Annotated in this window: 18 protein-coding genes and 1 pseudogene; 7 read left to right on the top strand and 12 right to left on the bottom strand. The window is 71.1% G+C overall.

Annotation, left to right across the window (positions count from 1 at the left end):
- Positions 1 to 18: 18 nt before the first annotated feature.
- From OG885_RS10905 to OG885_RS10865, 9 genes are all read right to left on the bottom strand, one after another.
- Positions 19 to 801, bottom strand: coding sequence for an ABC transporter permease (locus OG885_RS10905; RefSeq protein ID WP_405729725.1), 783 nt, complete (start codon positions 799 to 801; stop codon positions 19 to 21).
- A 20-nt stretch (positions 802 to 821) separates the two neighbouring features.
- Entirely contained in the window at positions 822 to 1,625 is an 804-nt protein-coding gene (locus tag OG885_RS10900) for an ABC transporter permease (protein ID WP_405729722.1), read from the bottom strand.
- Positions 1,625 to 2,620 (bottom strand): ATP-binding cassette domain-containing protein, encoded by a 996-nt coding sequence (locus OG885_RS10895; RefSeq protein ID WP_405729719.1) that lies wholly within the window; start codon positions 2,618 to 2,620, stop codon positions 1,625 to 1,627. The genes OG885_RS10900 and OG885_RS10895 overlap by 1 nt, the downstream gene beginning before the upstream one ends.
- Positions 2,621 to 2,757: 137 nt before the next feature.
- The gene (locus OG885_RS10890; protein WP_405729716.1) at positions 2,758 to 5,631 is read right to left on the bottom strand and encodes a glycoside hydrolase family 2 TIM barrel-domain containing protein; all 2,874 of its coding nucleotides are present in this window, start codon (positions 5,629 to 5,631) and stop codon (positions 2,758 to 2,760) included.
- A gap of 31 nt (positions 5,632 to 5,662) precedes the next feature.
- Positions 5,663 to 6,538, bottom strand: coding sequence for a carbohydrate ABC transporter permease (locus OG885_RS10885; protein ID WP_405729713.1), 876 nt, complete (start codon positions 6,536 to 6,538; stop codon positions 5,663 to 5,665).
- Positions 6,535 to 7,500: a carbohydrate ABC transporter permease gene (locus tag OG885_RS10880; RefSeq protein ID WP_405729710.1), complete on the bottom strand. Its 966-nt coding sequence runs from the start codon at positions 7,498 to 7,500 to the stop codon at positions 6,535 to 6,537. Before OG885_RS10880 ends, OG885_RS10885 begins: the two co-directional genes overlap by 4 nt.
- A 20-nt stretch (positions 7,501 to 7,520) precedes the next feature.
- Complete coding sequence (locus OG885_RS10875; protein ID WP_405729707.1) at positions 7,521 to 8,783, bottom strand: ABC transporter substrate-binding protein; 1,263 nt, start codon at positions 8,781 to 8,783, stop codon at positions 7,521 to 7,523.
- Positions 8,784 to 8,989: 206 nt separating this feature from the next.
- Positions 8,990 to 10,234, bottom strand: a complete 1,245-nt coding sequence (locus OG885_RS10870; protein WP_405729704.1) for an ROK family transcriptional regulator — start codon at positions 10,232 to 10,234, stop codon at positions 8,990 to 8,992.
- 121 nt (positions 10,235 to 10,355) lie between these two features.
- Positions 10,356 to 11,600, bottom strand: a complete 1,245-nt coding sequence (locus tag OG885_RS10865) for an FAD-binding protein (RefSeq protein WP_405729701.1) — start codon at positions 11,598 to 11,600, stop codon at positions 10,356 to 10,358.
- Positions 11,601 to 11,705: 105 nt separating this feature from the next.
- Between OG885_RS10865 and OG885_RS10860 the strand changes: the two genes are divergently transcribed.
- The 6 genes and pseudogenes from OG885_RS10860 to OG885_RS10835 all read left to right on the top strand — a co-directional run.
- Positions 11,706 to 12,713, top strand: a complete 1,008-nt coding sequence (locus OG885_RS10860; protein WP_405729698.1) for a hydroxyacid dehydrogenase — start codon at positions 11,706 to 11,708, stop codon at positions 12,711 to 12,713.
- 356 nt (positions 12,714 to 13,069) lie between these two features.
- Entirely contained in the window at positions 13,070 to 14,389 is a 1,320-nt protein-coding gene (locus tag OG885_RS10855; protein WP_405729695.1) for a radical SAM protein, read from the top strand.
- A 267-nt stretch (positions 14,390 to 14,656) separates the two neighbouring features.
- Entirely contained in the window at positions 14,657 to 16,141 is a 1,485-nt protein-coding gene (locus OG885_RS10850; RefSeq protein ID WP_405729692.1) for a cellulose binding domain-containing protein, read from the top strand.
- 212 nt (positions 16,142 to 16,353) lie between these two features.
- Positions 16,354 to 17,466 carry a ribosome small subunit-dependent GTPase A gene (rsgA, locus tag OG885_RS10845; RefSeq protein WP_405729689.1) on the top strand — a complete coding sequence of 371 codons (1,113 nt, stop codon included), beginning with the start codon at positions 16,354 to 16,356 and terminating at the stop codon, positions 17,464 to 17,466.
- Between the two features lie 149 nt (positions 17,467 to 17,615).
- Positions 17,616 to 18,968 carry a DNA-3-methyladenine glycosylase 2 family protein gene (locus tag OG885_RS10840; RefSeq protein ID WP_405742684.1) on the top strand — a complete coding sequence of 451 codons (1,353 nt, stop codon included), beginning with the start codon at positions 17,616 to 17,618 and terminating at the stop codon, positions 18,966 to 18,968.
- Positions 18,965 to 19,447: pseudogene (locus OG885_RS10835) on the top strand (methylated-DNA--[protein]-cysteine S-methyltransferase); the annotation flags it as partial. The gene OG885_RS10840 and the pseudogene OG885_RS10835, both read left to right, overlap by 4 nt.
- Here the strand turns inward: OG885_RS10835 and OG885_RS10830 are convergent.
- The 3 genes from OG885_RS10830 to OG885_RS10820 all read right to left on the bottom strand — a co-directional run bounded on the left by OG885_RS10830 (position 19,424) and on the right by OG885_RS10820 (position 21,441).
- Positions 19,424 to 19,804: a PPOX class F420-dependent oxidoreductase gene (locus tag OG885_RS10830; RefSeq protein ID WP_405729686.1), complete on the bottom strand. Its 381-nt coding sequence runs from the start codon at positions 19,802 to 19,804 to the stop codon at positions 19,424 to 19,426. The pseudogene OG885_RS10835 and the gene OG885_RS10830 sit on opposite strands and share 24 nt — an antisense overlap.
- A gap of 118 nt (positions 19,805 to 19,922) precedes the next feature.
- On the bottom strand, positions 19,923 to 20,405 hold the full coding sequence (locus tag OG885_RS10825) for a DUF456 domain-containing protein (RefSeq protein ID WP_405729683.1): 483 nt from the start codon (positions 20,403 to 20,405) through the stop codon (positions 19,923 to 19,925).
- Between the two features lie 55 nt (positions 20,406 to 20,460).
- On the bottom strand, positions 20,461 to 21,441 hold the full coding sequence (locus OG885_RS10820) for a helix-turn-helix transcriptional regulator (RefSeq protein WP_405729680.1): 981 nt from the start codon (positions 21,439 to 21,441) through the stop codon (positions 20,461 to 20,463).
- 237 nt (positions 21,442 to 21,678) lie between these two features.
- On the opposite strand from OG885_RS10820, the gene OG885_RS10815 reads away from it, so the two are divergent.
- The gene (locus tag OG885_RS10815) at positions 21,679 to 25,362 is read left to right on the top strand and encodes a S8 family peptidase (RefSeq protein WP_405742682.1); all 3,684 of its coding nucleotides are present in this window, start codon (positions 21,679 to 21,681) and stop codon (positions 25,360 to 25,362) included.
- Positions 25,363 to 25,419 lie beyond the last annotated feature (57 nt).

Here is a 25,419-nt window from a genome sequence, read left to right as displayed (position 1 = left end):
GGGGCCCGGCCATCGGCGTCAGCCGTTGACCCCGGTGTAGTGCCGCAGACTCCACCGCCACAGCCACCGCGCCCCCAGATACGCCAGCACCCCCAGCAGCGGGGACACCGCCGCCAGCCAGTAGGGGGCGCCGGTGTCATGGCCGTGCCCGGTCAGGACGGCGACCGGGAAGTACGCGACGAACGCGAGCGGAAGACCGTACGTCAGGAAGCCGCCCACCGCCTGGGGGAGCACGTTGAGCGGGTAGCTGCCGAACGTGCCGAGCAGCTCCTCCAGCCAGTAGCTCCAGTAGTCCGCGGCCGGGAAGCGCAGCGACGCGCTCGCCACCGCCGTGAACAGGGCGGCCTCCAGGAACAGGCCGCCGATGACCGCGGCGATCAGATAGCCGATCCGGCCCGGCGTCCAGTCCAGCTGGCTGCGGCTGAGGGCGCCGATCATCAGGCCCACCGCGACCGTCAGGTCGCCGATCGCGTTGGTGGGGAAGAAGGCCAGCTGGAGCTGGCGGTGCACCGGCATCGGGCGCAGCAGATAGGTGTCGACCTTGCCTTCCTGGATCTGCCGTCCGGCGCCGTGCACCCGGCCCAGGAAGAGGACGAACAGGCCGTGCGCCAGCATCCGGGTCGCCGGGATCAGCAGGACCTCCGAGCTGTCCCAGCCGCCCATCCCGGTGAACCGGGCCAGCAGCACGGTCGCGAACACGATCACCGACACCTGCCAGATCGCGCCGATCGCGATCATCAGCAGGAACTCGGTGCGGTACTCCAGCTGGGCACGGAAGTTGAGCAGCGTGACGCGCCACATGATCCGTAGGGAATGCACCGTCAGCCTCCCTGGGACATGACGCGGAGGGCGGCCCGCCGCCACAGGAACCGGGTGAACACATGCAGCGCCACCACCCAGGCGGCCTGCACGGCGAGTTGGAAGCCCGCGTCCGACAGCGGGATGCGGCCGATGTACAGGGACAGCGGCACGTTGAGCGTCGCCTGGAAGGGCAGGAAGGCGCTCAGGGTGACGAACCAGTCGGGGAAGAACCACAGGGGCGCGTACACCCCGGACAGCAGGTTCTGCGCGAAGATCAGGATCAGCATCGCCGCGTTGTTGCGGACCGTCCAGAAACACAGCTGGTCGAGGACGAGCAGCACGTAGTACAGGACCAGTTGGCCGAGCAGCAGGCTCAGCACGAACACCCCGGCTGTCCCTGCCGACTTCGGCGGGTCCACCACTCCCGCCGCGAGACACACCGTGTATCCGGCCAGCGCCCAGACGAACCCGTACAGCTTCTCGCCGCAGGCGCGCAGGGCGTGGTAGCGCTGTGGCGGCAGCGGGCGCAGGTACCAGTAGACGATCGTGCCGAAGTGCATGTGCTGGAGCACGGTGTCCCGGCCCGCGTACTGGTCCAACTCCCGCATCCGGGAGGCCAGTACGGCCAGCACGGCGTACGTCACCGCCTGGTCGCGGCTGAGTCCGGCGGTGGTGCCGGTGTTGGCGTACAGGCCGTGCCACAGCGACGCCACCAGCACCACCTGCACGGTGAGCCGGAGCAGGACGGCGGTCATCCGGGGCGGGGTGTGCAGCTCGCCGAGCGGGGTGACGCGGGCGGCGCGCCAGGCGTGGAGCACGGCCATCAGGCCACCTCGGCGTCGATGTAGGCGGCCCGCATCACGTCCTCGAGGTCGGCCTCGTCGATGGCGACGCCCGTCACCTCGTACCGCTCGATGACCGCCTTCAACGCCTGGTGCACGGTCGGGGAGTCGGGCCCCGAGGGCCCGAAGACCACCTCGGGGCCGTTGTGCCGCAGCACCTCGATGCCCGGCAGCGCCCGGACCTCCGTGTGCGCGTCGGCGAGCGTCGCCCGCACCTGCCAGGTCGAGCCGAACCTGCGGCGGATCTCGTCGAGGGTGCCGTCCAGGACGAGCCGCCCGTGGTTGACGAGGACGACCCGCTCGGCCAGCCGCTCGACCTCGGTCATGTCATGGGTGGTGAGCAGGACGGTTCGGCCGCGCTCGGTCACCTGGTGGCGCAGGAACTCCCGCACCTGCTCCTTCACCACCACGTCCATGCCGATGGTGGGCTCGTCGAGGAAGACGACCGGCGGGTCGTGGAGGAGAGCGGCGGCCAGGTCGCTGCGCACGCGCTGGCCGAGGGAGAGGTGACGCACCCGGGTGTCCCAGAAGGAGGACAGGTCGAGCAGCTCGTCGAACTCCGCCAGCCGGGCGGCGTGTTCGGCCTTCGGCACGTCGTAGATGTCCCGCAGGATCGCGAACGACTCACGCACCGGGAGGTCCCACCACAGTTGGGTGCGCTGCCCGAACACCGCGCCGATGTTCCGGGCGTTGCGCTCCCGTTCCTCGTACGGGACGACGCCCGCGACCCGGGCCCGGCCGGAGGTGGGGGTGAGGATGCCGGTGAGGATCTTGATGGTGGTGGACTTGCCGGCGCCGTTCGGGCCGAGCAGGGCCAGGAGTTCGCCGGGGGCGACGTCGAAGCTGATGTCGGTGACGGCGTGCTTGGCGACCCGCTCCGGGTTCACCAGGGAGCGCAGCGCTCCCGTGAAGCCCGGGCGGCGCACGGTGGTGTGGAAGGTGCGGGACAGTCCGCGGACCTCGATGCTGGCATCCAAGTGGCATCAACTCCTCTGGGGAAAAAAGAAGTTGCGGCTGGTCGGCAGAGGTGCCGACCAGCCGCGGACGACGTTCCGACGGTGTCGGAAAGTCGATCAATTGGTCAATCGATTAATGACCTTCTTACCGGCCGGGCCTACTCGGCGGCCGAGAACACGAACGAGAACTCGGCGGGCCGGGACGTCAGTTGGTACTGCGGCAGCGGGCCGGGGCCGCACGACTGCGTACCGATGCCCTGCTGGCCGTGGTCGAGGTTGACCCATACTGTGTCCCCGGCCGTCAGGTCGGTCAGGTGTGTGGCCGCCTCCAGCTGCTCGTTCGTCCAGCGGCGGGCGCTGAACGCGAACTCCGGGTCGCCCTCGATCCGCAGGCCGCCGAGCTCCGCCCAACGGACGTCGCCCCGGGCGCCGTTCTCCTGCGGACGCAGATACGGCGTCTGGAGGCCGTCCACGGTCGACGTCCACCGGCCGACCCTCGACGCCGCCCTGGTGTCGGGGTACGCCTCGCCGGGTCCGCCGCCGAACCACGTCACCGCGTCGGCCGCGGCGAGCCCGAGCCGGATGCCGAGGCGCGGCAGCGGTACCTGCCAGTCGCCCTCGGGCGCCACCAACACCGTCAGCTTCAGCCGGCTGCCGTCGGAGGTCCACCGGTACACGGTGGCCAGGCCCACCTCACGGGCGGCCGGGGCCACCCGGGTCCGCACCGTCAGTGCGTCGTCGGTGAGTTCGACGGTGTCGAGGCGGTGCCGCATCCGGTGCAGGCCCAGCGTCCGCCACAGCGACGAGTACTGGATGCCCGACTTCCACTCGGTGCCCTCGTCGTTGTCCGTGGGCGCCCGCCACACGTCGAGCCGCAGCCCCTCGACCGACACCCCGCCGATCGACCGCAGCGCGCCGGTGCGGGCGTCGAACGCGGCCGGGCCGAGCGTGATCCGCCGCTCCGCGCGCACGGGCCCGTCGGTGGCCGCCACGGACGGCAACGGCCGTACCGCACCCGGGAACTGACCCCACGCCACCTCGTGCCCGCGCTCGCCCCACGCCGTGTCGGCGGCGAGTGTCGCCCGCACGGTCCACCCGGTCTCCGCGGAGCCCGTGTGAGCGGGCGGCTCCGGCAGCTTCACCTCGGCGGACTCGCCCGGCCTCAGCGCCGGCACCGACAGGGAGCCGGACTCCACCGTCTCGCCCTCGACCTCGTACGACCACGCGAAGGCGAGCCCCGACAGATCGGCGAAGTCGTACCTGTTGGTCACCCGTACGGTGCCGTCGGCGCCGTCGCCCTCGATCCGGACCGGCTCGATGACCTTCTTGTACTCGGCGAGCCCGGGGGACGGCGTGCGGTCGGGGAAGATCAGGCCGTCACAGACGAAGTTGCCGTCGTGCAGCTCCTCGCCGAAGTCGCCGCCGTAGGCGTAGCCCAGCTCGGGGTGGGTGATGCCGTGGTCGATCCACTCCCAGATGAAGCCGCCCTGGATCCGGTCGTACTTCTCGAACAGCTCCTGGTAGTCGGCGATGCCGCCCGGGCCGTTGCCCATGGCGTGCCCGTACTCGCACTGGATGAAGGGGAGCCCGCGCCGCTTGAGGGTGCCGCCGTCCAGCTCCCTGCCGATCGCCTCGACCTCGGCGTGGTCGGCGTACATCCGTGAATAGACGTCCGTGTCACGGCAGTTCCAGTCGCCCTCGTAGTGCACGAGGCGGCTGGTGTCCCGGCCGTGGATCCACTCGGCCATGGCGGTGAGGCCGCGGCCGGTGCCGGCCTCGTTGCCCAGCGACCAGAACACGATCGAGGGGTGGTTCTTGTCGCGCTCGACCATACGGGCGGCGCGGTCCAGGAGGGCCGGGGTCCAGCGGTCGTCGTCGACGGGGTTGTCCCGCCAGTCCTGCTCGGTGAAACCGTGGGTCTCCAGGTCGCATTCGTCGATGACCCACAGGCCGTACTCGTCGCACAGGTCCAGGAAGGCCGGGTGCGGCGGGTAGTGCGAGGTGCGGACGGCGTTGAGGTTGTTCCGCTTCATCAGCAGCACGTCCTCACGCATGGTCGCGAGGTCCAGGGCGCGGCCCGTCTCCGGGTGCCATTCGTGCCGGTTGACGCCCTTGAAGAGGATCGGCGTGCCGTTGACCTTGATGAGGCCGTCCTCCAGGGCGACCGTGCGGAAGCCGATCCGCAGGGGCACCCGCTCGCCCTCGGTGACCAGCTCACCGTCGTACAGCCGCGGCGTCTCGGCGCTCCACGGCTCGACCGCGACCGTGACCGGCTCACCGGTCGCGACATCGATGTCCAGGGCGGGCACGAGCACCCGCCCGTCGACGTCGGAGTCGACGCGCAGGGTGCCCTCGCCGCTGCGGTGGTCGTAGTCGGCGTGCACGAAGAAGTCGAGGACGCTGCCCGCCGGGCGGTGCAGCAGGGTGACGTCCCGGAAGATGCCGGGCAGCCACCACTGGTCCTGGTCCTCCAGGTAGGAGCCGGCCGACCACTGGTGGACACGGACCGCGAGGACGTTGCCGCGGGGCTTCAGCAGATGCCCGACCGCGAACTCGTGCGCGAGGCGTGAGCCCTTGAACTCGCCGAGGTCCGTGCCGTTGAGCCATACCCGGGCGCAGGACTCGACGCCGTCGAAGCGCAGGACGGCACCGCCCTCGTCGAGAGCGGGCCACTCCTCCGGCAGGTCGAAGCAGCGCAGATGGTCGCCGGTCGGGTTCTCCGTCGGCACGTGCGGCGGGTCCACCGGGAAGGGGTAGAGATGGTTGGTGTAGATGGGCTTCCCGAAGGCCCCGTCGCCCTGGAGGGCCCAGTGCCCGGGGACCGTGACCTCGGCCCAGTCCCCGGCGTCGTAACCGTCCTCGGCGAACGAGTCGTCCTCGGCGTCGGCGGTCGGCGACACTCTGAGCCGCCAACTGCCGTTCAGGGACAGGGACGTGGCGTCCGAGGACGCGTACCAGGCGCGGGGCGGGAGGGCCCCGCTGCCGGGCGACACGTCCTCTACGTAGTCGACGTCGGTGGTGCGGAAGGACATCGGTCTCCAGGTCTTTCGGGAAGAGAGCGGGTCAGCCCTTGATGCCGGTCTGCGCGATCCCCTGCACCAGCCAGCGCTGGAGGAAGAGGAACACCAGGACCAGGGGCAGGATGGAGATGGCCGTGGACATGAAGATCAGGTGGTAGTTCACGGTCTGGTTGGTCATGTACGCGGACAGCGCGACCTGGATGGTCCAGGCGCTGGGGTCCTGGCCGATGACCAGGGGCCACAGGAAGGAGTTCCAGCCGCTGATGAACGTGATCGTGGCCATGGCCGCGAAGAAGTTCAGCGAGTTGGGCACGACGACCCGCCAGTACGCCCCCCAGTACGAGAGCCCGTCCACGCGCGCCGCCTCCTCCAGCTCCTTGGGGAACCCCAGGAAGTACTGCCGGAACAGGAAGCAGGTGAAACCACTGAACAGACCCGGGATGATCAGACCGCGGTAGGTGTCCACCCAGCCGAGCGACGAGACCAGCACGAAGCTGGGCACGAAGGTCACGGCGGTCGGGATCATCAGGGTGACCAGGACGCCGTAGAAGACCTTGTTGGCGTGCTTGTACGGGATGCGGGCCAGGCCGTAGCCGGCCAGCGAGCAGATCAGCAGGATGCCGCTGGTGTGCAGGACGGCGACGACCCACGAGTTCCACAGGGCGCGGCCGAAGTCGACGGTCTCGTCCTTGAACGGCTCGGTGATGTTGCCCCACTGGATGTCGGTGGGGAACCACTTCCAGTTCTCGCCGGTGATCTCCGGGTCCGTCATCAGCGCGTTGCGGACGATCAGATAGAAGGGGATCAGGAAGAGCAGGGCGGCGACGCCGGTGGCGAGGTACAGGCCGGTGTTGCCGAGGACCCCGCCGCCGCGCTTCTTGCCGCGCGGCTTCTTGAGGTCAGGTGCGGTGGTGGTCACTTGGCCTCCTCACCCCTTCCGAAGCCCATGATCTTGCCCTGGAACAGCGTGATGATCAGGATGAGCAGGGTCAGGATGACCGCACCCGCGCTGCCCTGGCCGTAGTCCTGGTTCTCGCCCAGTGCCGTCTTGTACAGCTCGACGAGCGGTGGCTGGCCCCAGGTCGCCTTGCTCAGCAGGTTCCAGAACTCGTCGAAGGCCTGGTAGGCGGCGATCAGCAGCAGCAGGATCACCGCGGTGGAGGTGGCGCGCAGCTGCGGGAGCGTGATGTAGCGGAAGGTCTGCCAGCCCGGCTTGGCGCCGTCGATGGCCGCGGCCTCGTACAGCTCGGCCGGGATGTTCTGCAACGCGGCCAGGAACAGGATCATGTAGAAGCCGGCCTGCAGCCACAGCCGCAGCGTCACGATGACGAGCCAGTACCAGGGCGGGTCGGGGTTGGCGAGCCAGGCGACGTTCTCGAAGCCGAACCAGCCGATGACGGTGTTCGCCATACCGAAGCGGACGCCGTTGAAGATGGACATCTTCCAGATCAGCGCGGCGGCCACGTAGGACACGGCGGTCGGCAGGAAGAACACGGACCGGAAGAACGCCTTCATGAACCGGATGCGGTGCACCAGCAGCGCCAGCCCCAGCGAGAGCGCCCAGGTGGTGGGCACGATGAACGCGGCGAAGACGGTGAAGGTGACCAGTGCCCCGGTGAAGTCGGGGTTGTCGAGGATCGCCCGGTAGTTGTCGAAGCCGATGAAGCTGCTCGGCGAGACGGTGAAGCGGGCCTCGAAGAAGCTGAGGTAGATGCTCCAGCCCATCGGCACGAACACGAAGACGATCAGGCCGATGAGGAAGGGCCCGGTGAAGAGCCAGAAGTTGAGCGTCGCGTTGGCCCGCAGGCCCCGCCGCGGCCGTGCCTTCTCAGGCTTGGCCGGGGCGGGGTTCGCGAGGTCGATCTTGGTGGTGGTCGACATGTCGAGGTCCGTCCGCCGGTCTATCCGAAGAGCTTCTTGAGCTCGGCGTTGACCTTCTTGTCGGCGGCGCTGAGCGCAGCGTCAGGACTGCCGCCCTTGCGCACCGAGTTGGCGATCACGTCGTTGATCGCGGCGATCATGGCCTGGGTCCAGCCGATGTTGTCGAAGTGGCCGTACTCGCTGAAGAGCTTGACGCCCTCGGCCGGCAGACCCGACTTGAGCTTGGTGGCGGACTGCGCGATGGAGGTGCGCGGCGGGATGTGGAAGCCGTAGGAGAGCGCCCAGTCCTCCTGGTACTTCTTCTGGTCGATCCACAGCCACTTGACGTATTCCTTGGCCGCGTCGACGTTGTCGCCCTTGGCGTTGACGAACATCGACCAACCGCCGTTGGTGACCGAGAACTTGCCGGCCGAGCCGACCTTCGGGAACGGGAAGATGCCGACGTCGTCGCCGAGCGCCTTCTGGATGACCGGCATGGCCCACATGCCGCACCACTGGATCGCGGTCAGGCCCTGGGTGAAGGCGGAGGGGTCCCACCAGTCGGCGGGGGCGTCGAGGAGCAGGTTGCCGCTGGTGAACAGCTTGCGGAGCTGGCCCAGACCCTCGGCCACGGCGTCGGTGTGGTACGCGATCTCGTTCTTGTCGTTGAGGGTGTCCGCGCCGGCCGACCAGATCAGCGGGCTCTGGACGGGCGTGATGTCGTTGCCGAGGAAGGCGCCCTTGACCTTGTCGGTCGTCAGCTTGTTGACGGCCTCGATCAGCTCCTCCAGCGTCTGGGGGACCTCGACCTTGGCCTTCTCGAACAGCGAGGGGCGGTAGTAGAAGAACTGCGGGTCGTCGATCATCCGGACGCCGTATATCTTCCCGTCGACCGTGTGGGAGGCGATGTCGGCCGGGTTGAAGTCGTCCTTGACCGGGTTGATGATGTCGGACAGGTCGGCGACCTGGCCGCTCGTCACCAGCTGAAGCTGCGGGTGGAACTCGAAGACGTCGGGCGCGTTCTTGGTGAGCAGGGCCGGGAACAGCTTGTTCTCGAAGTTGCTGCCGGTGATCCACTGGGTCGTGACGTTGGCGTCCTTGTAGGCCTTGGCGTAGCGCTTGATGGCCTGCTCGGTGCCCGCCTCGCCGTACGCGTGGAAGTACTGGGTGAGGCTGTCGCCCGAACCGCCGCCGCTGCGGCCGTTGTTGCTGCCGCAGGCCGCCAGCGTGCCGGCGGCGGCCATGCCCGCCGCGGCCCGGAAGAGGGATCGGCGGGACCAGTTGTTGTTGCTCAATGCCGACATGCTGACGTCCTTGTCTCGAGTACGGCTGCGGCTCAGCGCCAATGGCTCAAAAGGAGTTGCGGTGCGGGACGTTAACCTTCGGCTAAGGCTTCGGCAAGGGGTTGGACGAAGTCTGTTCGAAGCGTTGCGTGACGTTCGGGATGCCGGACGTCACGGGGTGCGGACCGCCGCGTCGGGGCCCGCGATCCCCCTTCAGGGGGCAGGAGTTACTGGCGGTTGTGGGCTTTGGCCCGGGTCGGCGTGGTGCGTTTGGGCTGCCTCTGCCCGACCGACTGGAGTGCCCCTTCGAGCGCGAACGTCGCCGCGCCCAGGCACACCGGGTCGGTGGGGATCGGGGAGAGGACGATCTCGGTGGCGGCGTTCGGCCGCGGCAGCGCGTGCCGGGCGACGGCCTTGCGCACCTCCTCGACCAGGGGCTCGCCGAGGGCCGCCGCGACCCAGCTGCTGAGCACGACCACCTCGGGGTTGAACAGGTTGACCAGGTCGGCGATGCCGGCACCGAGATAGCGGACGGTGTCGCGGACCACCTTGACCGCCACCGGGTCCCGCTCGGCCAGGCCCCGGGCCAGCGCGGCGATCGTCGCCGTCTGGTCCTCCGGGTGCAGCAGCGGACTGTCGGCGCTCGACTCGCGCAGGGTCAGCATGATCCCGGACGCGCCGACATACGCCTCCACGCAGCCGTTCTTGCCGCAGCGGCACAGCCGGCCGTCCAGCACGATCGTCGTGTGGCCCCACTCGCCGGCGCTGTTGCTCACCCCCCGGTGCAGCCCGCCGCCGAGGATCAGTCCGGAACCCACGCCGGTCCCGAGGTTGACCACCACGGCGTCGCCGCGTCCGCGCGCCGCCCCGAACCACAGCTCGGCCACCGCCGAGGCGCGCAGCGGGTTGTCCAGATAGAGGGGGTAGGCGATGTGCTCGGTCAGCAGGTCGAGCAACGGCACGTCGTGCCAGTCCCAGTTGGGCGCGTACTCCGAGATGCCGGTGGCCCGGTCCACCTGGCCCGGCACGCTCACCCCGACACCCAGGACCCGCGCCCCCTCGATCCCGGCCTGCGCGACCACCGAGCCGACGACCGCGGCCACATGCCCGACCACCTGCTCGGGCCGGCTCTCGCTCGGCCGGACGTCCTCCTCGGCCCGGGCCAGCACGTTCAGCCCGAGGTCGAACAGCTCCACATGGACGTACGTCTCCGCGATGTCGACACCGATCAGCGCGCCCCCCGACGTGTTGACCGCGACGAGCCCCCGGGGGCGACCGCCCGCCGAGTCCTCGAACCCGACCTCCGTGATCATGCGGAGGTCCAGCAGCTCACCGACGAGCGTGGCGACCGTGGCGAGGCTGAGCCCCGTGGCGGCCGCCAGCTCCTGCCGGGAGGTGGGCGACTCGGCGATGATCTGGCGCAGCACCTCGTAGCGGTTCGCGGTGCGGATGTCACGTGAGGTGCGCTTCACCGGGTAGCCCCTGTCCCTTCGGCTCTTGCCGGGACGACGGCACCGGCGCGCCGCAAGGTTATGGCTGTCGGGACCTTTCGACAAGGGGTTAGGAAAGGGGCTTTATAAAGTCGGACGGCCGTCAGTCGGCGAGCACGTCCCGCACGAAGCCATTGGCGAATTTACCGCTCGGATCGAGGTCACGCGCAAGCGCCCGGAAGTCGTCGAGCCGCGGATAGCGCTCGCGCAGGGCCGCGCCCGGTGTGGTGAACACCTTCCCCCAGTGCGGTCGCGCCTCGAACCCGTCGAGCGCCTCCTCCAGTCGACGCACGACAGGCAGCACGGCGGCGGTGTCCTCGATCCAGGTGAAGTGCAGGGCCACGGTGTCCCGCCCGTACGCCGGGCTCAGCCACTGCTCGTCGGCGGCGACCGTGCGCACCTCGCAGGTCTGGAGCACCCCGGCGACCGTCTCCCGGACGCCGTCGACCGCGTGCAGCGCCTCGACGGCGCAGCGGCGCGGCAGCAGGTACTCGGACTGGAGCTCCGCCCCGCTGCTCGGGGTGAACTCGGCCCGGAAGTGCGGCAGTCGCTCGTGCCAGGGGCCCGGCACCCCGAACTGCTCGGTGCAGTTGACCGCGGGCATCCCCGGCACCGGGTGCAGCTTCTCGGTGGCCGGCGCGGCCCAGGGGAACTCCGCGAGCGGCTGGTCCGTGCGTCGCTTGAGCCACACCTGCCCAAAGCCCGGCTCCCGCCAGTCGGTGAAGAGGCTGACGCTGTACGCCGCCGCCATCACCGCCTCGAAGCCCAGGTTCTCCAACGGGAGTTCGGTGAACAGATGCTGCTCGACGTCGTACGACGGCTCCAGGTCCAGCGTGAGCGCGGTGACGACCCCGAGCGCGCCCAGCGAGGTCACCGCACCGGCGAACCGTGCGTCGCCGCGTCCGATCGTGACCGTCGACCCGTCGGCGACGACCAGCTCCACCTCGCGTACCGCGCTCGCCAGCGGAGCGTTGCCCACGCCCGAGCCGTGCGTGCCGGTCGCGACCGATCCCGCCACCGAAATGTGCGGCAGGGACGCCATGTTGGGCAGCGCGAGCCCGTGTGCGTGGACGACGCGGGCGAGTTCCGCGTACCGCACGCCGCCCCCTACTCGCACGGTCCGCGCGGCCGAGTCCACGTCGATCACCGGCGGGAACCCGGCGATCGACAGCAGCACCCCCTCGGCGCCCGGCTCGGCGATCTCGTTGAAGGAGTGCCCGCTGCCCAGCACCCGCACCCGCCCGCTCCCGGCCACGAGCGCGGCCAGCGCGGCCGGCGATTCGGGCCGGTGCAGCTCCTTCGCGGTGTAGGTGATGTTGCCCGCCCAGTTGGTGACCGTCTCCGTCATCCCTGCCGTCCTCCAGGTGAGTGCGTGTGCATTGACCCTCTCATTCGCCGCCACCTACGTTGGAAACCGTTTGCTATCCAAGACGCCCAGCGGGAAGGCCCTTCGTTGTCCGAGCGCCCCCAGGCCCTGTTCGCCATGACCGCCGCCAACCTCCCGCTCGTCTTCCCGCCCCAGGTGCTGGCGCGGCTGCGGGAGTCGGTGGACATCGACGCGGAGCTGGTCGCCGAGGACTTCGCCGACCCCGGCGTCCGGCGGGCGCTGGCCCGCGCCGAGATCCTCGTCACCGGCTGGGGCTGCCCCCGCCTGGACGAGGCGGTCCTGGACGCGGCCCCGGAACTCCGGGCCGTCCTGCATTCGGCCGGCTCCGTGAAGGGCTTCGCGACCCCCGAGGTCTGGCGGCGCGGCCTGACCGTCTCCTCGGCGGCCGTCGCCAACGCGTTGCCGGTCGCCGAGTACACCCTCGCCATGATCCTCCTCGCCGGGAAGGACCTCCTCAGCGCCCGCGAACGCCTGCGCGGCACCCGCGCCCACCCCGGCTGGGGAGTCGTCCCCGGCATCGGCAACCTGGGCCGCCGCGTCGGCGTCATCGGCGCCTCCCGCATCGGCCGCCGGGTGCTGGAACTGCTGCGGCCCTTCGATCTGCGTCCCGCTCTCGCCGACCCGTACGTCGACGCGGCCCGGGCCGCCGAACTCGGCGTACCCCTGCTGGAACTGGACGACCTCCTGCGCACCTCGGACATCGTCACCGTGCACGCCCCCGAGACCCCGCGGACACATCACCTCGTCGGCCGCCGCGAGCTGGCCCTGATGCCCGACGGGGCCACCCTGATCAACACCGCGCGCGGTGGCCTCGTCGACCACGACGCCCTGATCGCCGAACTGCGCACCGGCCGCCTCAACGCGATCCTCGACGTCACCGACCCCGAACCCCTGCCCGCCGACTCCCCGCTCTACGACCTCCCCAACGCGTTCGTCACCCCGCACCTCGCCGGCTCCCAGGGCAACGAGCTGGCCCGTCTGGGGGCGACGGTGGCGGAGGAGGCGGCGCGGCTGGGGCGGGGCGAGGGGGTGGCGTACCCGGTGGAGTGGGCGGCGTTGGAGCACGAGGCCTGAGGGGTGCGAGCGGCGTCCCGTTGTCGACAGGCGCAGGCTGGATGGAGGGGGACGAGCGGCAGGCGGGGCATGTGGGGGGACGTGCCGAGCACTTCGCCCGCCGAACGAGAAGGACGTCTTCCGCTGCCTGGGAAACACAGGCCCTAGGGAGCCGGGCCCCCGAGGACAGCCCCAGCCCGACATCGAGCTGGGGCTGTGGGCTGGTGTGGTGCCGCTCACGTCGGTGCGGGGAGCACAGGCCGTCGAAACCCCCGTATCCGGACAAATCGTGCGGCGCGAGGGGACCCGGTAGGCGTGACGGGCGGGCGGGGGCATACCGTGAGGAGTTGAACGCCTGACCCGGGAGGAGATGACGGATGGGCAGCCGTACCGCGCTGGTCGAAGATCTGATGGAGAGGTTCCCGGGGGTGCCACGGGAAGCCGTCTTCAAGGAGGATCTGCTCCGGGGCGGAGTGGCCTTCGACCCGTCCGCCCTCAGCGACAACGAGGGCGGTGAGGTCAAGCCGAAGTCGTACTTCATCTTCTCCTTCGACCACGGCACTCTCCCCGAACTCGGCGAGGCCGCGCTGCGCCGCCCGCCGGAGGAGATCATCCTCACCGGTGGGCCGTACGACCTGCGCCGCACCGTCGTCTCCGTGCGGGTGAACCCGGCCTCGCCGTACCGCGTCGCCGCCGACGACCAGGGCGTGCTCGGCCTCTACCTCGACGGCAAGCGGATCGCCGACGTCGGTGTGCCGCCGATGCCGGAGTACTACAAGCACAAGCTCGCCAACGGGAAGTCCGTGATGGAGGTCGCCCCGACCATCCAGTGGGGCTACCTGATCTATCTGACGGTCTTCCGGGTGTGCCAGTACTTCGGCGCCAAGGAGGAGTGCCAGTACTGCGACATCAACCACAACTGGCGCCAGCACAAGGCGGCGGGCCGGCCGTACACGGGCGTGAAGGACGTCGAGGAGGTCCTCGAGGCCCTGGAGATCATCGACCGGTACGACACCCAGAAGGCGTCCACCGCCTACACCCTCACCGGCGGCGCGATCACCAAGACCGTCTCCGGGCGCGACGAGGCCGACTTCTACGGCCACTACGCCAAGGCCATCGAGGAGCGCTTCCCGGGCCGCTGGATCGGCAAGGTCGTCGCCCAGGCGCTGCCCAAGGACGACGTGCAGCGGTTCAAGGACTATGGCGTGCAGATCTACCACCCCAACTACGAGGTGTGGGACGAGTACCTGTTCAAGATGTACTGCCCCGGCAAGGAGCGCTACGTCGGCCGCGACGAGTGGCACAAGCGCATCCTCGACTCCGCGGAGATCTTCGGCGCGCGCAACGTGATCCCCAACTTCGTGGCGGGCGTGGAGATGGCCGAGCCCTTCGGCTTCAAGACGGTCGACGAGGCGATCGCGTCGACCACGGAGGGCCTGCGCTTCTTCATGTCGCAGGGCATCACGCCCCGCTTCACCACCTGGTGCCCCGAGCCGACGACCCCGCTGGGCAAGGCCAACCCGCAGGGCGCGCCGCTGGAGTACCACATCCGGCTGCTCCAGGCCTATCGCCAGACGATGGAGGAGTTCGGCCTCTCCTCGCCCCCCGGCTACGGCGAGCCCGGCGCCGGCCGTGCCGTCTTCTCCGTGAGCTCCTTCATGGACAGCCTGCCGGCGCAGGAGCCCGTCGAGGCGTAATCGGCTCCAGAGACAGTGAGAAGGCCCGGATCGAGACGTCCGGGCCTTCTCTGCGTATGTATCCAGAAGCGACACCAGAAGGAACAGGCGCAACAGGCACAACAAGGGCAACGCGGCGTGGGCACCCTCCAACTCCCGGTAACCGGATATGAATAGCCCGCTTGTCAGTTGTGTGGAACCCGTGAAAAGCTCGTGCACTGTCGCGAGGTTCCCCACAACTCCGTTGCCAATAAGGTGAGTTGACCTCGCTCTGGATGCAGGAGACCGATGCCCGACCTGCCGACCCCCCATGACGCCACCGAGGCCGCGCTGTTCTCGGAGTGCTGGGACGCGGTCCTCTCCTATGCCGACCTGTGCACGTCCGGCTCGGCCGCGGCGAACCAACTGGCCGCGGAGGCCTTCGCCCTCGGCATGCGCGAGGCCAGGTCCGCCGACACGACCCCGGGACGCGGAGCCGGCCGGCGAGCGCCCCGGCTGCCCATGATCCCGCTGCTGCTGACCGCCGTACGGACCACCGCGGCCGGCTGGGAGTCCGACGGACGGGGCCACACACTCGACCCCGAGCTGCGGCTGTGGCTCAACTCGGACAAGGCCGAACGCTACACCGGCCCGCCGTTGCAACGCCCGCTCGCCCTGCGCGGCTTGCGCGACATGCAGGAGAACGACGCCGATCTGCTCTGGCTGGCCGAGGTGGAGGCGCTGCCGCTGCCCGTGGTGGCCCGTCGGCTCGGCCTCGACCCGGCCAACGTGTCCGAGGAACTCGCCCAGGTGCGCGGCCTGTTCAGGGACCGCAGCCACCGCAACCACCTCGACACCCCGATGGCGGCGCAGTGCCGCAGCTACGCCCGCCTCCTCGACGCCGTCACCCGCTCCTCCGGCGCCGGCACCCCCGAGGATCTCTCCCGCCACCTCGCCACCTGCGTCCAGTGCGCGGAGGCGGCGGCCTGTCTGCGACTGCACGGAGGCGGGCTGCCCGCGGCGCTCGCGGGCGGAGTGATCGGCTGGGGCGGCCTCGCCTATCTGGAGCGCCGCCGCCGGGCCGCCGAGGTGCGGCTGGGCGCCGGACGCCCGGAACCGGCCGACGCCGGACCCCCCAACCCCGGCGCGCACAAGGCGCGCGTGGTCCGCAACGGCCTCCTCGTCACCGCCGTCCTGGTGTCGCTGCTGGCGCTCGGCGTCTCGATGATGCCGTTCGGCGACGGCGGCATGGACGACGGCACCGCGAGCCCCGGCGACTCCGCCGACCGCCAGCCGGTCGCCGCCGACCCCGGCACCACGCTGCCCTCCGCCACTCCGAGCCCTTCGGGCTCGCCGACCCCCACCACGAGCGACACCCAGGGCTCGCCCACCCGGGAGAACCCCGATCCCGAACCCCAGGGCACCACGTCCTCCGCCGCGCACGACGACGGCAAACCGGCCCCCGCCACGACCGGCACGGCCGCCTGCACCTACGCGTACACCCTCGTCAACCAGTGGCCCGACGGCTTCCAGGCCACCCTCACCGTCACCACCGGCCAGGCCCTCGACGACTGGCGGGTCGCCTGGTCCTTCAAGGACGGCCAGAAGGTCGGCCAGATGTGGGACGCCGACTTCAGCCAGAGCGGCACCCGCGTCACCGCCACCGCCGCCGACTACAACAAGACCGTCGCGGCGGGCGACAGCCTCGCCTTCGGCTTCCTCGCCTCCTGGCAGGGGGCGAACGCGCCGGGGTACGACGTCACGCTGAACGGACAGGCCTGCACGAAGTCCTGACTAATTCGGTTGACGGGCCCGCGGGGGTCCCGGATACGGTGTGGACGTTCCAGCCGGACGAGCCGGCCGGGTGAGCTTTGACGAGGAGGTGTCGACCGATGGCTGTCATTGCGATGAGCGCTGCTCGCATCCAGATCATCACGTCCACCTCCGTGGCCACCGGCTGACCTCACCCAACTTCCTTTGCCGGGGCCCCCTTTGAAGGGTCACCCTTGACTTCCTCCAGCTCGTCCAGCTCCGCTTCTTCTGTTTTCTCCGCGCTCGCTCCCTACGGCTGGGACGACGCATGGGCGGACGCGTTCGCCCCCTACGACGCCGAAGGACTGCTCGCCGGGCGGGTCGTCCGCGTCGACCGCGGGCAGTGCGACGTCGTCACCGCCGACGGGACGCTGCGCGCCGACACCGCGTTCGTCACCCCGCACGACCCGCTGCGGGTCGTGTGCACCGGCGACTGGGTCGCCGTCGAACCCGGCGGCAACCCGCGCTACGTACGGACGTATCTGCCGCGCCGTACCGCCTTCGTGCGCTCCACCTCCTCCAAGCGGTCCGAGGGGCAGATCCTCGCCGCCAACGTCGACCACGCCATCGTCGCCGTGTCGCTGGCCGTCGAAGTCGACCTCGGCCGCATCGAGCGGTTCCTCGCCCTCGCCTGGGAGAGCGGGGCGCAGCCCGTCGTCGTCCTCACCAAGGCCGACCTCGTCCCGGACGCCGTGACGCTCGCGCATCTCGTCGAGGACGTGGAGACGACCGCGCCGGGTGTGCCGGTGCTGACCGTCAGCGCCCTCGACGGGGACGGGCTCGACGTCCTCGCGGCGGTGGCCTCCGGCGGTACGTCGGTGCTGCTCGGGCAGTCCGGCGCCGGGAAGTCGACGCTGGCCAATGCCCTGGTCGGCTCGGACGTCATGGACGTCCAGGCCGCTCGTGACGTCGACGGGAAGGGGCGGCACACGACCACCACCCGGAATCTGCTCGTGCTGCCGGGCGGGGGTGTCCTCATCGACACGCCCGGGCTGCGCGGCGTCGGGCTCTTCGACGCCGAGATCGGCGTCGGCCAGGTGTTCTCCGAGATCGAGGAGCTCGCCGGCGCGTGCCGGTTCCATGACTGCGCACACGAGAGTGAGCCGGGGTGCGCGGTGCTGGCCGCGATCGACTCCGGTGAGCTGGGGGAGCGGCGGCTGGAGAGCTATCGGAAGCTGATGCGGGAGAACCAGCGGATCGTCGCGAAGACCGACGCGCGGGTCCGTGCGGAGCTTCGGCGGGAGTGGAAGAAGCGGGGGGCCGAGGGGAAGGCGGCGATGGAGGTGAAGCGGGGGCGGTGGGCGTAGCGCCTAGGGGGTGCCGGGAGCTGTGGGGCGGCGGCCGCGGGTTCGTCGTGGTTGCTCGCGCAGTTCCCCGCGCCCCTGCGGGGCGCTGTCAATGCCGTGTCTGAAATCCGCCAGCCGTGTCCGTGTCCAGGACGCACACTGGACGTGTGATGGACGAGGACAGCAGGTACGAGGCCGTTCGCAGCCGGGACGGGCGGTTCGACGGGGAGTTCTTCTTCGCCGTCTCCACCACCGGCATCTACTGCCGTCCCAGCTGTCCGGCCGTCACGCCGAGGCGGCGGAACGTGCGGTTCTTCGCGACCGCCGCCGCCGCTCAGGGCTCGGGGTTCCGGGCCTGCCGGCGGTGCCGGCCGGACGCGGTGCCGGGGTCGGCGGAGTGGAACGTGCGGGCCGATGTGGTGGGGCGGGCGATGCGGCTGATCGGCGACGGGGTCGTCGACCGGGAGGGCGTCGCGGGGCTCGCCGGGCGGCTGGGGTACAGCGCCCGGCAGGTCCAGCGGCAGCTCACCGCCGAGCTCGGCGCCGGCCCCGTCGCCCTCGCCCGGGCCCAGCGCTCCCACACCGCGCGGATCCTGCTCCAGACCACCGAGCTGCCGGTCACCCAGATCGCGTTCGCCGCCGGATTCGCCAGTGTGCGGCAGTTCAACGACCCGATCCGGACCGTGTACGCCTCCACCCCGAGCGAGCTGCGGGCCGCCGCCCCCGGATCGCGGCGCACGGCCACCCCGGCGGCCGGCGTGCCGTTGCGGCTCGCCTATCGGGGGCCCTATCAGTCCTCCGTCGTCTTCGACGTCCTGGCCGCCGAGGCCGTACCCGGTGTCGAGGAGGTCGGCGGGACTCCCGGGAGGCGGATCTACCGGCGCACCCTCCGGCTGCCGTACGGCACCGGGATTGTCGCCGTCGACGAGCGGCCCCGCGGCTGGCTCGACGCCCGGCTGCACCTCACCGACCTGCGCGATCTGACCACCGCCGTGGGCCGGCTGCGGCGGCTCCTCGACCTCGACGCCGATCCGTACGCCGTCGACGAGCGCCTCGGCGCCGATCCGAGGCTCGCCCCGCTCGTCGCCGCCCGGCCCGGGCTACGATCCCCCGGGGCGGCCGACCCCGAGGAACTGGCGGTACGGGCACTCGTCGGCGCGGCGGAGGCCGAGCGGCTCGTGCGGCGGTACGGCAAGGCCCTCGACGCCCCCTGCGGCAGCCTCACCCACCTCTTCCCGGAGGCCGCCGCCCTCGCCCAGGCAGAGGGCCCCGTCGGGACCCTCGCCGCCGCCCTCGCCGACGGCGTCCTGCGCCTCGACCCGGGCGCCGACCGTGAGGACGCACAGGCCGCGCTGCTCGCGCTGCCCGGCATCGACGCCCGTACGGTCGCCGTCATCCGCACCCGCGCCCTGGGCGACCCGGACGTGGCCCCGCCCGGCCTGGACCTTCCCGACAGCTGGCGCCCCTGGCGCTCGTACGCCCTGCAACACCTGCGCACCGCAGGGGAGTTGGAGTCCCGATGACCGCCTACTGGACGACCGTCGAAAGCCCCGTCGGTCCGCTCCTCCTCACCGCCGGCCCGGACGGTGCGCTCACCTCCCTGTCCGTGCCCGGGCAGAAGAAGGGACGGGTCGTGCAGGAGAGTTGGCGGCGCGACCCCGGGCCCTTCCGGGACGCGGCGGAGCAGCTCGCCGCCTACTTCGCCGGGGAACTCAAGGAGTTCCGCCTGGAGTTCCACACCCAGGGCACCGAGTTCCGGGAGCGGGTCTGGGCCGTCCTCGACGACGTTCCCTACGGGGCGACGGTCACCTACGGCGAGATCGCGGCCCGTGCCGGGGCCTCAAGGGCCGCCGTACGGGCCGTCGGCGGAGCGATCGGCGCCAACCCGCTGCTCATCGTCCGGCCCTGCCATCGGGTGATCGGCGCGAACGGGTCGATGACGGGGTACGCCGGCGGGCTGGAGTGCAAGACCGCCCTGCTAACCGTCGAGGGCGTCCTCCAGGCCCCAGCTGTGGATCCGCCGGGGATGGACGCGGATCACCTCTTCGCTGAAATGCGGGCCCAACTCATGCGGTCCCACCAGGAGTTCGGCCTCGCCGCGGATGTCGACCCCGCGCACCTTCCACGGACGTAGGCTCACGATGTCGTCCACGACGAGGGCGACCTTCGGGTTCTGCCGGAGGTTGCGCCACTTCTTGCTGCGGCCCATCTGGTAGCCGCCGATCAGGATCGTGCCGTCGTCCTGCGGGAAGAAGCCGACCGGGTTGGCCTGCGGCTGCCCGTGGGGATCGACAGTGGCGAGCCGCCCCAGCCGCTGCGACTTCAGATACGCCCGCTCGGCCTCGCTGAATTCGGTCATGCCGTCAGCCAAACACGCCGCCGCCGCGCGGCGCATCGGTTCCTCGGCCCAGAGGCGACCTAGGTCCGTGGCCGTAGGCGCGACCTCGGTGGGTCGGCTCGCACCCCGGGTCCGCCCGTCAGCCCCAGATCACCGCTCCCAGCCATGCCCCCGCGATCAGCAGGCAGGTGAACAGCTCCGCCAGCACGCTGGAACCCCCTTGCCGCATCACCGTGCGCAGGGCCGCCCGCGCCTCTCCGTGGCGGCCGAGGCGGAGGCGTTCGTACAGGTAGACGCCGCCCATGAAGCCGGGGATCGCGCCCACGACCGGGACCAGCACAAAGCCGAGCAACGCGCCCACCCCGGCGTACACCGCCATCCGGGGGGTCGCGCCGCTCGTGCGCAGCCGACGCGGGGGCAGTGCCCAGCGCACCACCTGGGACAGGAACAGCACGACGGTGGCCCCCACCAGCACGCCCCAGGCGAGCGGCCGGGGGTCCTTCAGCGCCCACCACAGGACCGCGGCCCACACCAGCCACGACCCCGGCACCCCGGGCACCAGTACTCCGCACAGGCCGAGCAGCAGAACCAGGCCGACCAGCAGGAGGTCCCACACTCCCATCTGTCCAGGGTGCCGGACAGTGAGAGAAGGCGCAGGTCAGGGAGGTTCGCCCAGCTCAGTTCCGGGCCACCCAGCCCCTGTCGTAGGCATGCCAGCCCAGCTGGAGCCGGGTCGTCACCCCGGCCAGTTCCATCAGCCGCTTCACCCGGCGCTGCACGGTCCGCAGCCCCAGGTCCAGCTGTTTGGCCACGCTCGCGTCGGTCATCCCGGCGAGCAGCAGGGACAGCACCTCCAGGTCCGTCCCGTCGGGGGCGTCGGCAGCCTCCTCCGTCACCCCGGCGGCGCCCAGACGCAGCGGCAGCGCCTCCCGCCACACCGACTCGAACAGCCCCGACAGCAGCTCCAGCAGCCCGCTCGCGTGCACCACCAGCGCGGCCGGTTCCGCCGTGTGCGAGGTCAGCGGTACGAGGGCCTGGGCGCGGTCGGCGACGACCAGCTTGGTCGGCACCCGGTCCACCACCCGTATCTCCTCGTCCCGGCCCAGCGCGGCGGACAGCTCGCCGATGCCGTCCGGCAGATCCAGGACCGACCGCTCGACCACCACCCGGTAGCGCACCCCGCGCCCGGCCGCCTGCTCCTCGGCGTCGTTTTCCCCGCCGGAGACCACCGCCGGATCGCCGGTGACCAGGGCGCACACCTCCTGGGTCGCCGCCAGCTGCAACTGCAGGAACCGCTGCGCCACCGCCGCCGCGCCGATCACCACCTCGACCAGGTCGTGCACGGCAGGTTCGGCCGCCGTCGCCCGGTACTCCTCCGCGAGCAGCGCCGCCGCCAGCTCCGCCTTGTCCAGCTCGTGCCGCTGCTGGGTGAGCAGCGCGCCCAGCGCCACACCCGGGGGAGCGGCGACCCAGCGGCCGGGCCGGGCGGAGGACTGGGCCGCGAGTCCGTGCCGTTCCAGGCGGCGCAGGGCGCGCTCGGTGTCGTGCTCCGCGAGCGTCAGCCGCCGCGCGAGATCGGGCAGGTCGGCCGCGCCCACGGACACCAGCGCCCGGTACGCCGACTCGTGCGTCTCGTCCAGCCCCAGCACACCCAGCATCAACGCCCCTTCCGAGCGGCCCCGGCGGCACCGTGGCGGGAACCGGCCACGGCGCAAACCCGCCTCGGCACATCATCGCCGCACCACCCGCCCCTCTGCCATCGTGGCGCCACCGCAGCATCAACCACCGTCCGCAATGCCCGACTTGGGCCTCTTCGGCTTGCGCGTTTCGCGCACGCGGGCAGGCGGCGACACGGCAGGAGAGCGATCTTGGCGAGAGCGATACGCCGTACGGCCATGGGGGCGGCGACCGCCGTCGTGCTGGCCGTGACGACCGCCGCGCCCACCCACGCGGCCGAGGATCCGGGCCCGTCGAGACCACTGACCGGCAGCCGGGCCACCCCCGGCTCCGGCGCCGTCGTCACCCTCGTCACCGGCGACCGGGTCCTCGTCACGAAGGACGGGGCCGTCGCCCTGCCCGGCGAGGACGGCACGACCCCGTTCACCCAGACCCGCCAGGACGGCGACGACCTGTACGTCTATCCCGAGGGCGCGATCGAGGCGCTGGCCGCCGGACGGGTCGACGAGGAGCTGTTCAACGTCACCGGCCTGGTCCGGCAGGGCTACGACGACGCCCACACCGACACGCTGCCGCTGATCGCGACGTACGACCGCCCCGTCACCGCCCGCAGCGTTCCGAAGACCCCGCGCGGCGCCGCCCGCGACCGGGTGCTCGACTCGATCGACGGCGTGGCCCTGGACGCGGACAAGGACAAGGCCGGCGTCTTCTGGGACGACGTCGACCAGGGTTCGCTCAACAAGCTGTGGCTGGACGCCAAGGTGTCCGCCACCCTCGACCGGTCGACCAGGCAGGTCCACGCCCCGGAGGCCTGGGCCGCCGGTTACGACGGCAAGGGCACCAAGGTCGCCGTCCTGGACACCGGCGTCGACGCCGACCACCCCGACCTCAAGGGCCGGATCAGCGCGGCGAAGAACTTCACCGACTCCGCCGACGCCGACGACCACCAGGGCCACGGCACCCACACCACCTCCACCGTCGGCGGCACCGGCGCCGCGAGCGACGGCAGGAAGAAGGGCGTGGCCCCCGGCGCCGACCTCCTCAACGGCAAGGTCCTCAACGACCAGGGCTACGGCGAGACCTCGTGGATCATCGCCGGCATGCAGTGGGCCGTCGACCAGGGCGCCGACGTGGTCTCCATGAGCCTCGGCAACCCCGAGCAGACCGACTGCACCGACCCCATGGCCCAGGCCACCGAGGAACTGGCCCGCTCCAGCACGGACACCCTCTTCGTCATCGCCGCCGGCAACTCGGGACCCGGCAACAACACGGTCTCCTCGCCCGGTTGCGCCCCGAGCGTCCTCACCGTCGGCGCCGTCGACCGCGACGACTCCACAGCGAACTTCTCCAGCCGAGGCCCGGCCTACGGCTCCCACACCCTCAAGCCCGAGATCACCGCACCGGGCGTCGGCATCTCCGCCGCCAACGCGGGCGGCCGCGGCGTGTACGCCTATCAGTCCATGAGCGGTACCTCGATGGCGACCCCGCATGTCGCGGGTGCCGCCGCCCTCGTCAGGCAGCGCCACCCCGACTGGAGCGCCGCCCGGATCAAGGCGGCCCTCGTCTCCTCGGCCGACGCCGGCATCCCCGGCGACGTCCGGGAGACCGGCGGCGGTCGCCTCGACGTCAAGGCGGCCGTCGACCAGACGGTCCTCGGCGCGCCCGCCGTCCAGGCCGGCACCTACGACTGGCCGCAGGACGCGACCGACCGCACGACCGTCTCCGTGCCGTACACCAACACCACGGACAGGGCGGTGGAGCTGAAGCTGTCGGTGACGGGGATCACCGGCAACGACGGCTCCGCCGTCCGCTCACCGGTGGCCCGCCTGGGAGCTGGTTCATCGGTCACCGTCCCGGCCGGGAAGACGGTCGAGGTCCCGCTCCGCGTCGACCCGACGGCCACGCTCAAGCGCGCCCAGTACGGCGACATCACGGGCCGCCTCCTGGCGCAGGCCGCAGGCGGCGCCACCGTCTCCACCCCCTTCTCGCTCTACGTCCAGCCCGAGACGGTCACCCTGCGCGTCAAGCTGGTCGACCGCCTCGGCAACCCCGCCGGCGGTGCCTCCTCCGTCGATGTCATCGGCACCGACGACGCCACCGGCGAACGCCGCTTCAACGACGGCGCCGGCGACCAGACGTACGCGATCCGGCCGGGCAGCTACTTCCTCTCCAGCTTCATCACCACCCCGGAGACCGCGGGCACGCTCTACAACTCCCTCTCCTACCTGGCCCGTCCGCAACTGGAGATCCGCGGGGACACCACGGTCGTCCTGGACGCCCGGGGGGCCCACCGCCTCAGTGTCCGGACGGACCGGCCGACCGAACTCCGGGGCGCCACGCTCGGTTTCGCCCGCTCGTGGGACGACACCTGGCTGCACGGCGGCACCGCGGCGGGCGGCCGTTCCCTGCGCGGCTACTACGCCTCCGTCAACGGCAAGGCCACCGACGGCACCTTCGAGTTCGACAGCTTCTGGCGTGCGGCGGCCCCGCAGATCACCGAACTCGCCGTCGTGGGCGGGCAGAAGCTCCACCCGGTGACCGCGTCCACCAGCTCCGTCAACCTCGACGGCAAGGGCCAGGCGCCGCTCTACGACGCCAAGTCCGGTACGGCGGAGGAGCTTTCGGGCGCCAAGGGCAAGATCGCACTCGTCGAGCTGCCGGACAGCGGAAGCGCCTACGAGGTGGCGAACCGCGCGAAGGCGGCGGGTGCGGTGGCCGTCCTCGGCTACCGTGCGGCGCCCGGCCGTTGGTACCCCTCAGCCGGCTTCGTCGGCGGCACGCTCCCGATCCTCGGCATCCCGACGGAGGAGGCGAAGGCGCTCCTCGCCGCCGGTACTGACGTGACCCTGCGCTGGACGGCCACGGCGAAGAGCCCGTACCTCTACAACCTCGCCTACCCGGAGACGGGAGAGATCCGCAGCGACCGTGCCTACCACGCCCGTGACCGGGAGCTGGCGGCGACGCGGGCGACGTACAAGTCGATGTCGGGCGGCGCCACCGACCACATCGACCTCCAGACCATGACCCGCCCAAGCGGCCTGTCCGGCTACTTCGGCGACCTGGAGACCGTCCCCGCGCCCTTCACCCGCACCGAGTACCTCACCCCCGGCACGACCGGCTGGGGGCACCAGCTGTCCAGCAGCTTCCCGTGGGGCGAGTTCATGATCGACCCGGTGCGGACGTACGAGAAGGGCGAGCGTCGTCAGGAGGAGTGGTATGGCGGTGTCCTCGCGCCGACCGGCCCCCTCGACGACACCGGCACCGAGGCACTGGCCGCCGAACGCCAGGGCAACCTCATCGGCGTCGCCCCCGCCTTCTACGGCGACACCCAACACGTCGGCGTCCAGGGCAGTTTCGGCGACCTGGGCAACATGATCCTGAAGCGGAACGGCGAGACCATCGGCGACAGCCCCTATCCGTTCGGGGTGTTCACGGTCCCGGCGCAGGAGTCGTCGTACGAACTCACCCTGAACACGGCCAAGTTCGGCCAGCCGGCCCGCGTCTGGAACAGGACGACCCAGACGACCACGACCTGGTCCTTCCGCTCGGCACTCGACGAGAACACCTCTTCCCAGGGCATCCCGCTCCTGTTCCCGCACTACGCCCTCCCCGAGGACGGCCTCAAGACCCTCCCCGCGAAGGACGGCCAACGCATCACCCTCACGGCGACGGGCCACGCGGGCTACCACCCGGGCGCGTTGACGTCGGTACGGCTCGCCTGCTCCTACGACGGTGGTGAGACCTGGACGCAGGCGCGGACCGAGCGGCGGGACGGCGTGTGGTCCGCGGTCGTCGACCACAGCTCCGCGACAGGAAAGCAGGTCACACTCAGGGCCGACCTGACCGACGCCAACGGCACCTCGGTCACCCAGACCGTGACCCGGGCCTACGACGTGCGCTAGCGCGTCAGGTGATCGAGGCCCGGTCACCCGGATGTCGCCGGGCGGTTCTCCCGTGGG

It is taken from the genome of Streptomyces sp. NBC_00028, from assembly GCF_045041065.1.
In the GTDB taxonomy this organism is placed as follows: Bacteria; Actinomycetota; Actinomycetes; order Streptomycetales; family Streptomycetaceae; genus Streptomyces.
This window is presented reverse-complemented; position numbering and strand designations above follow the sequence as displayed.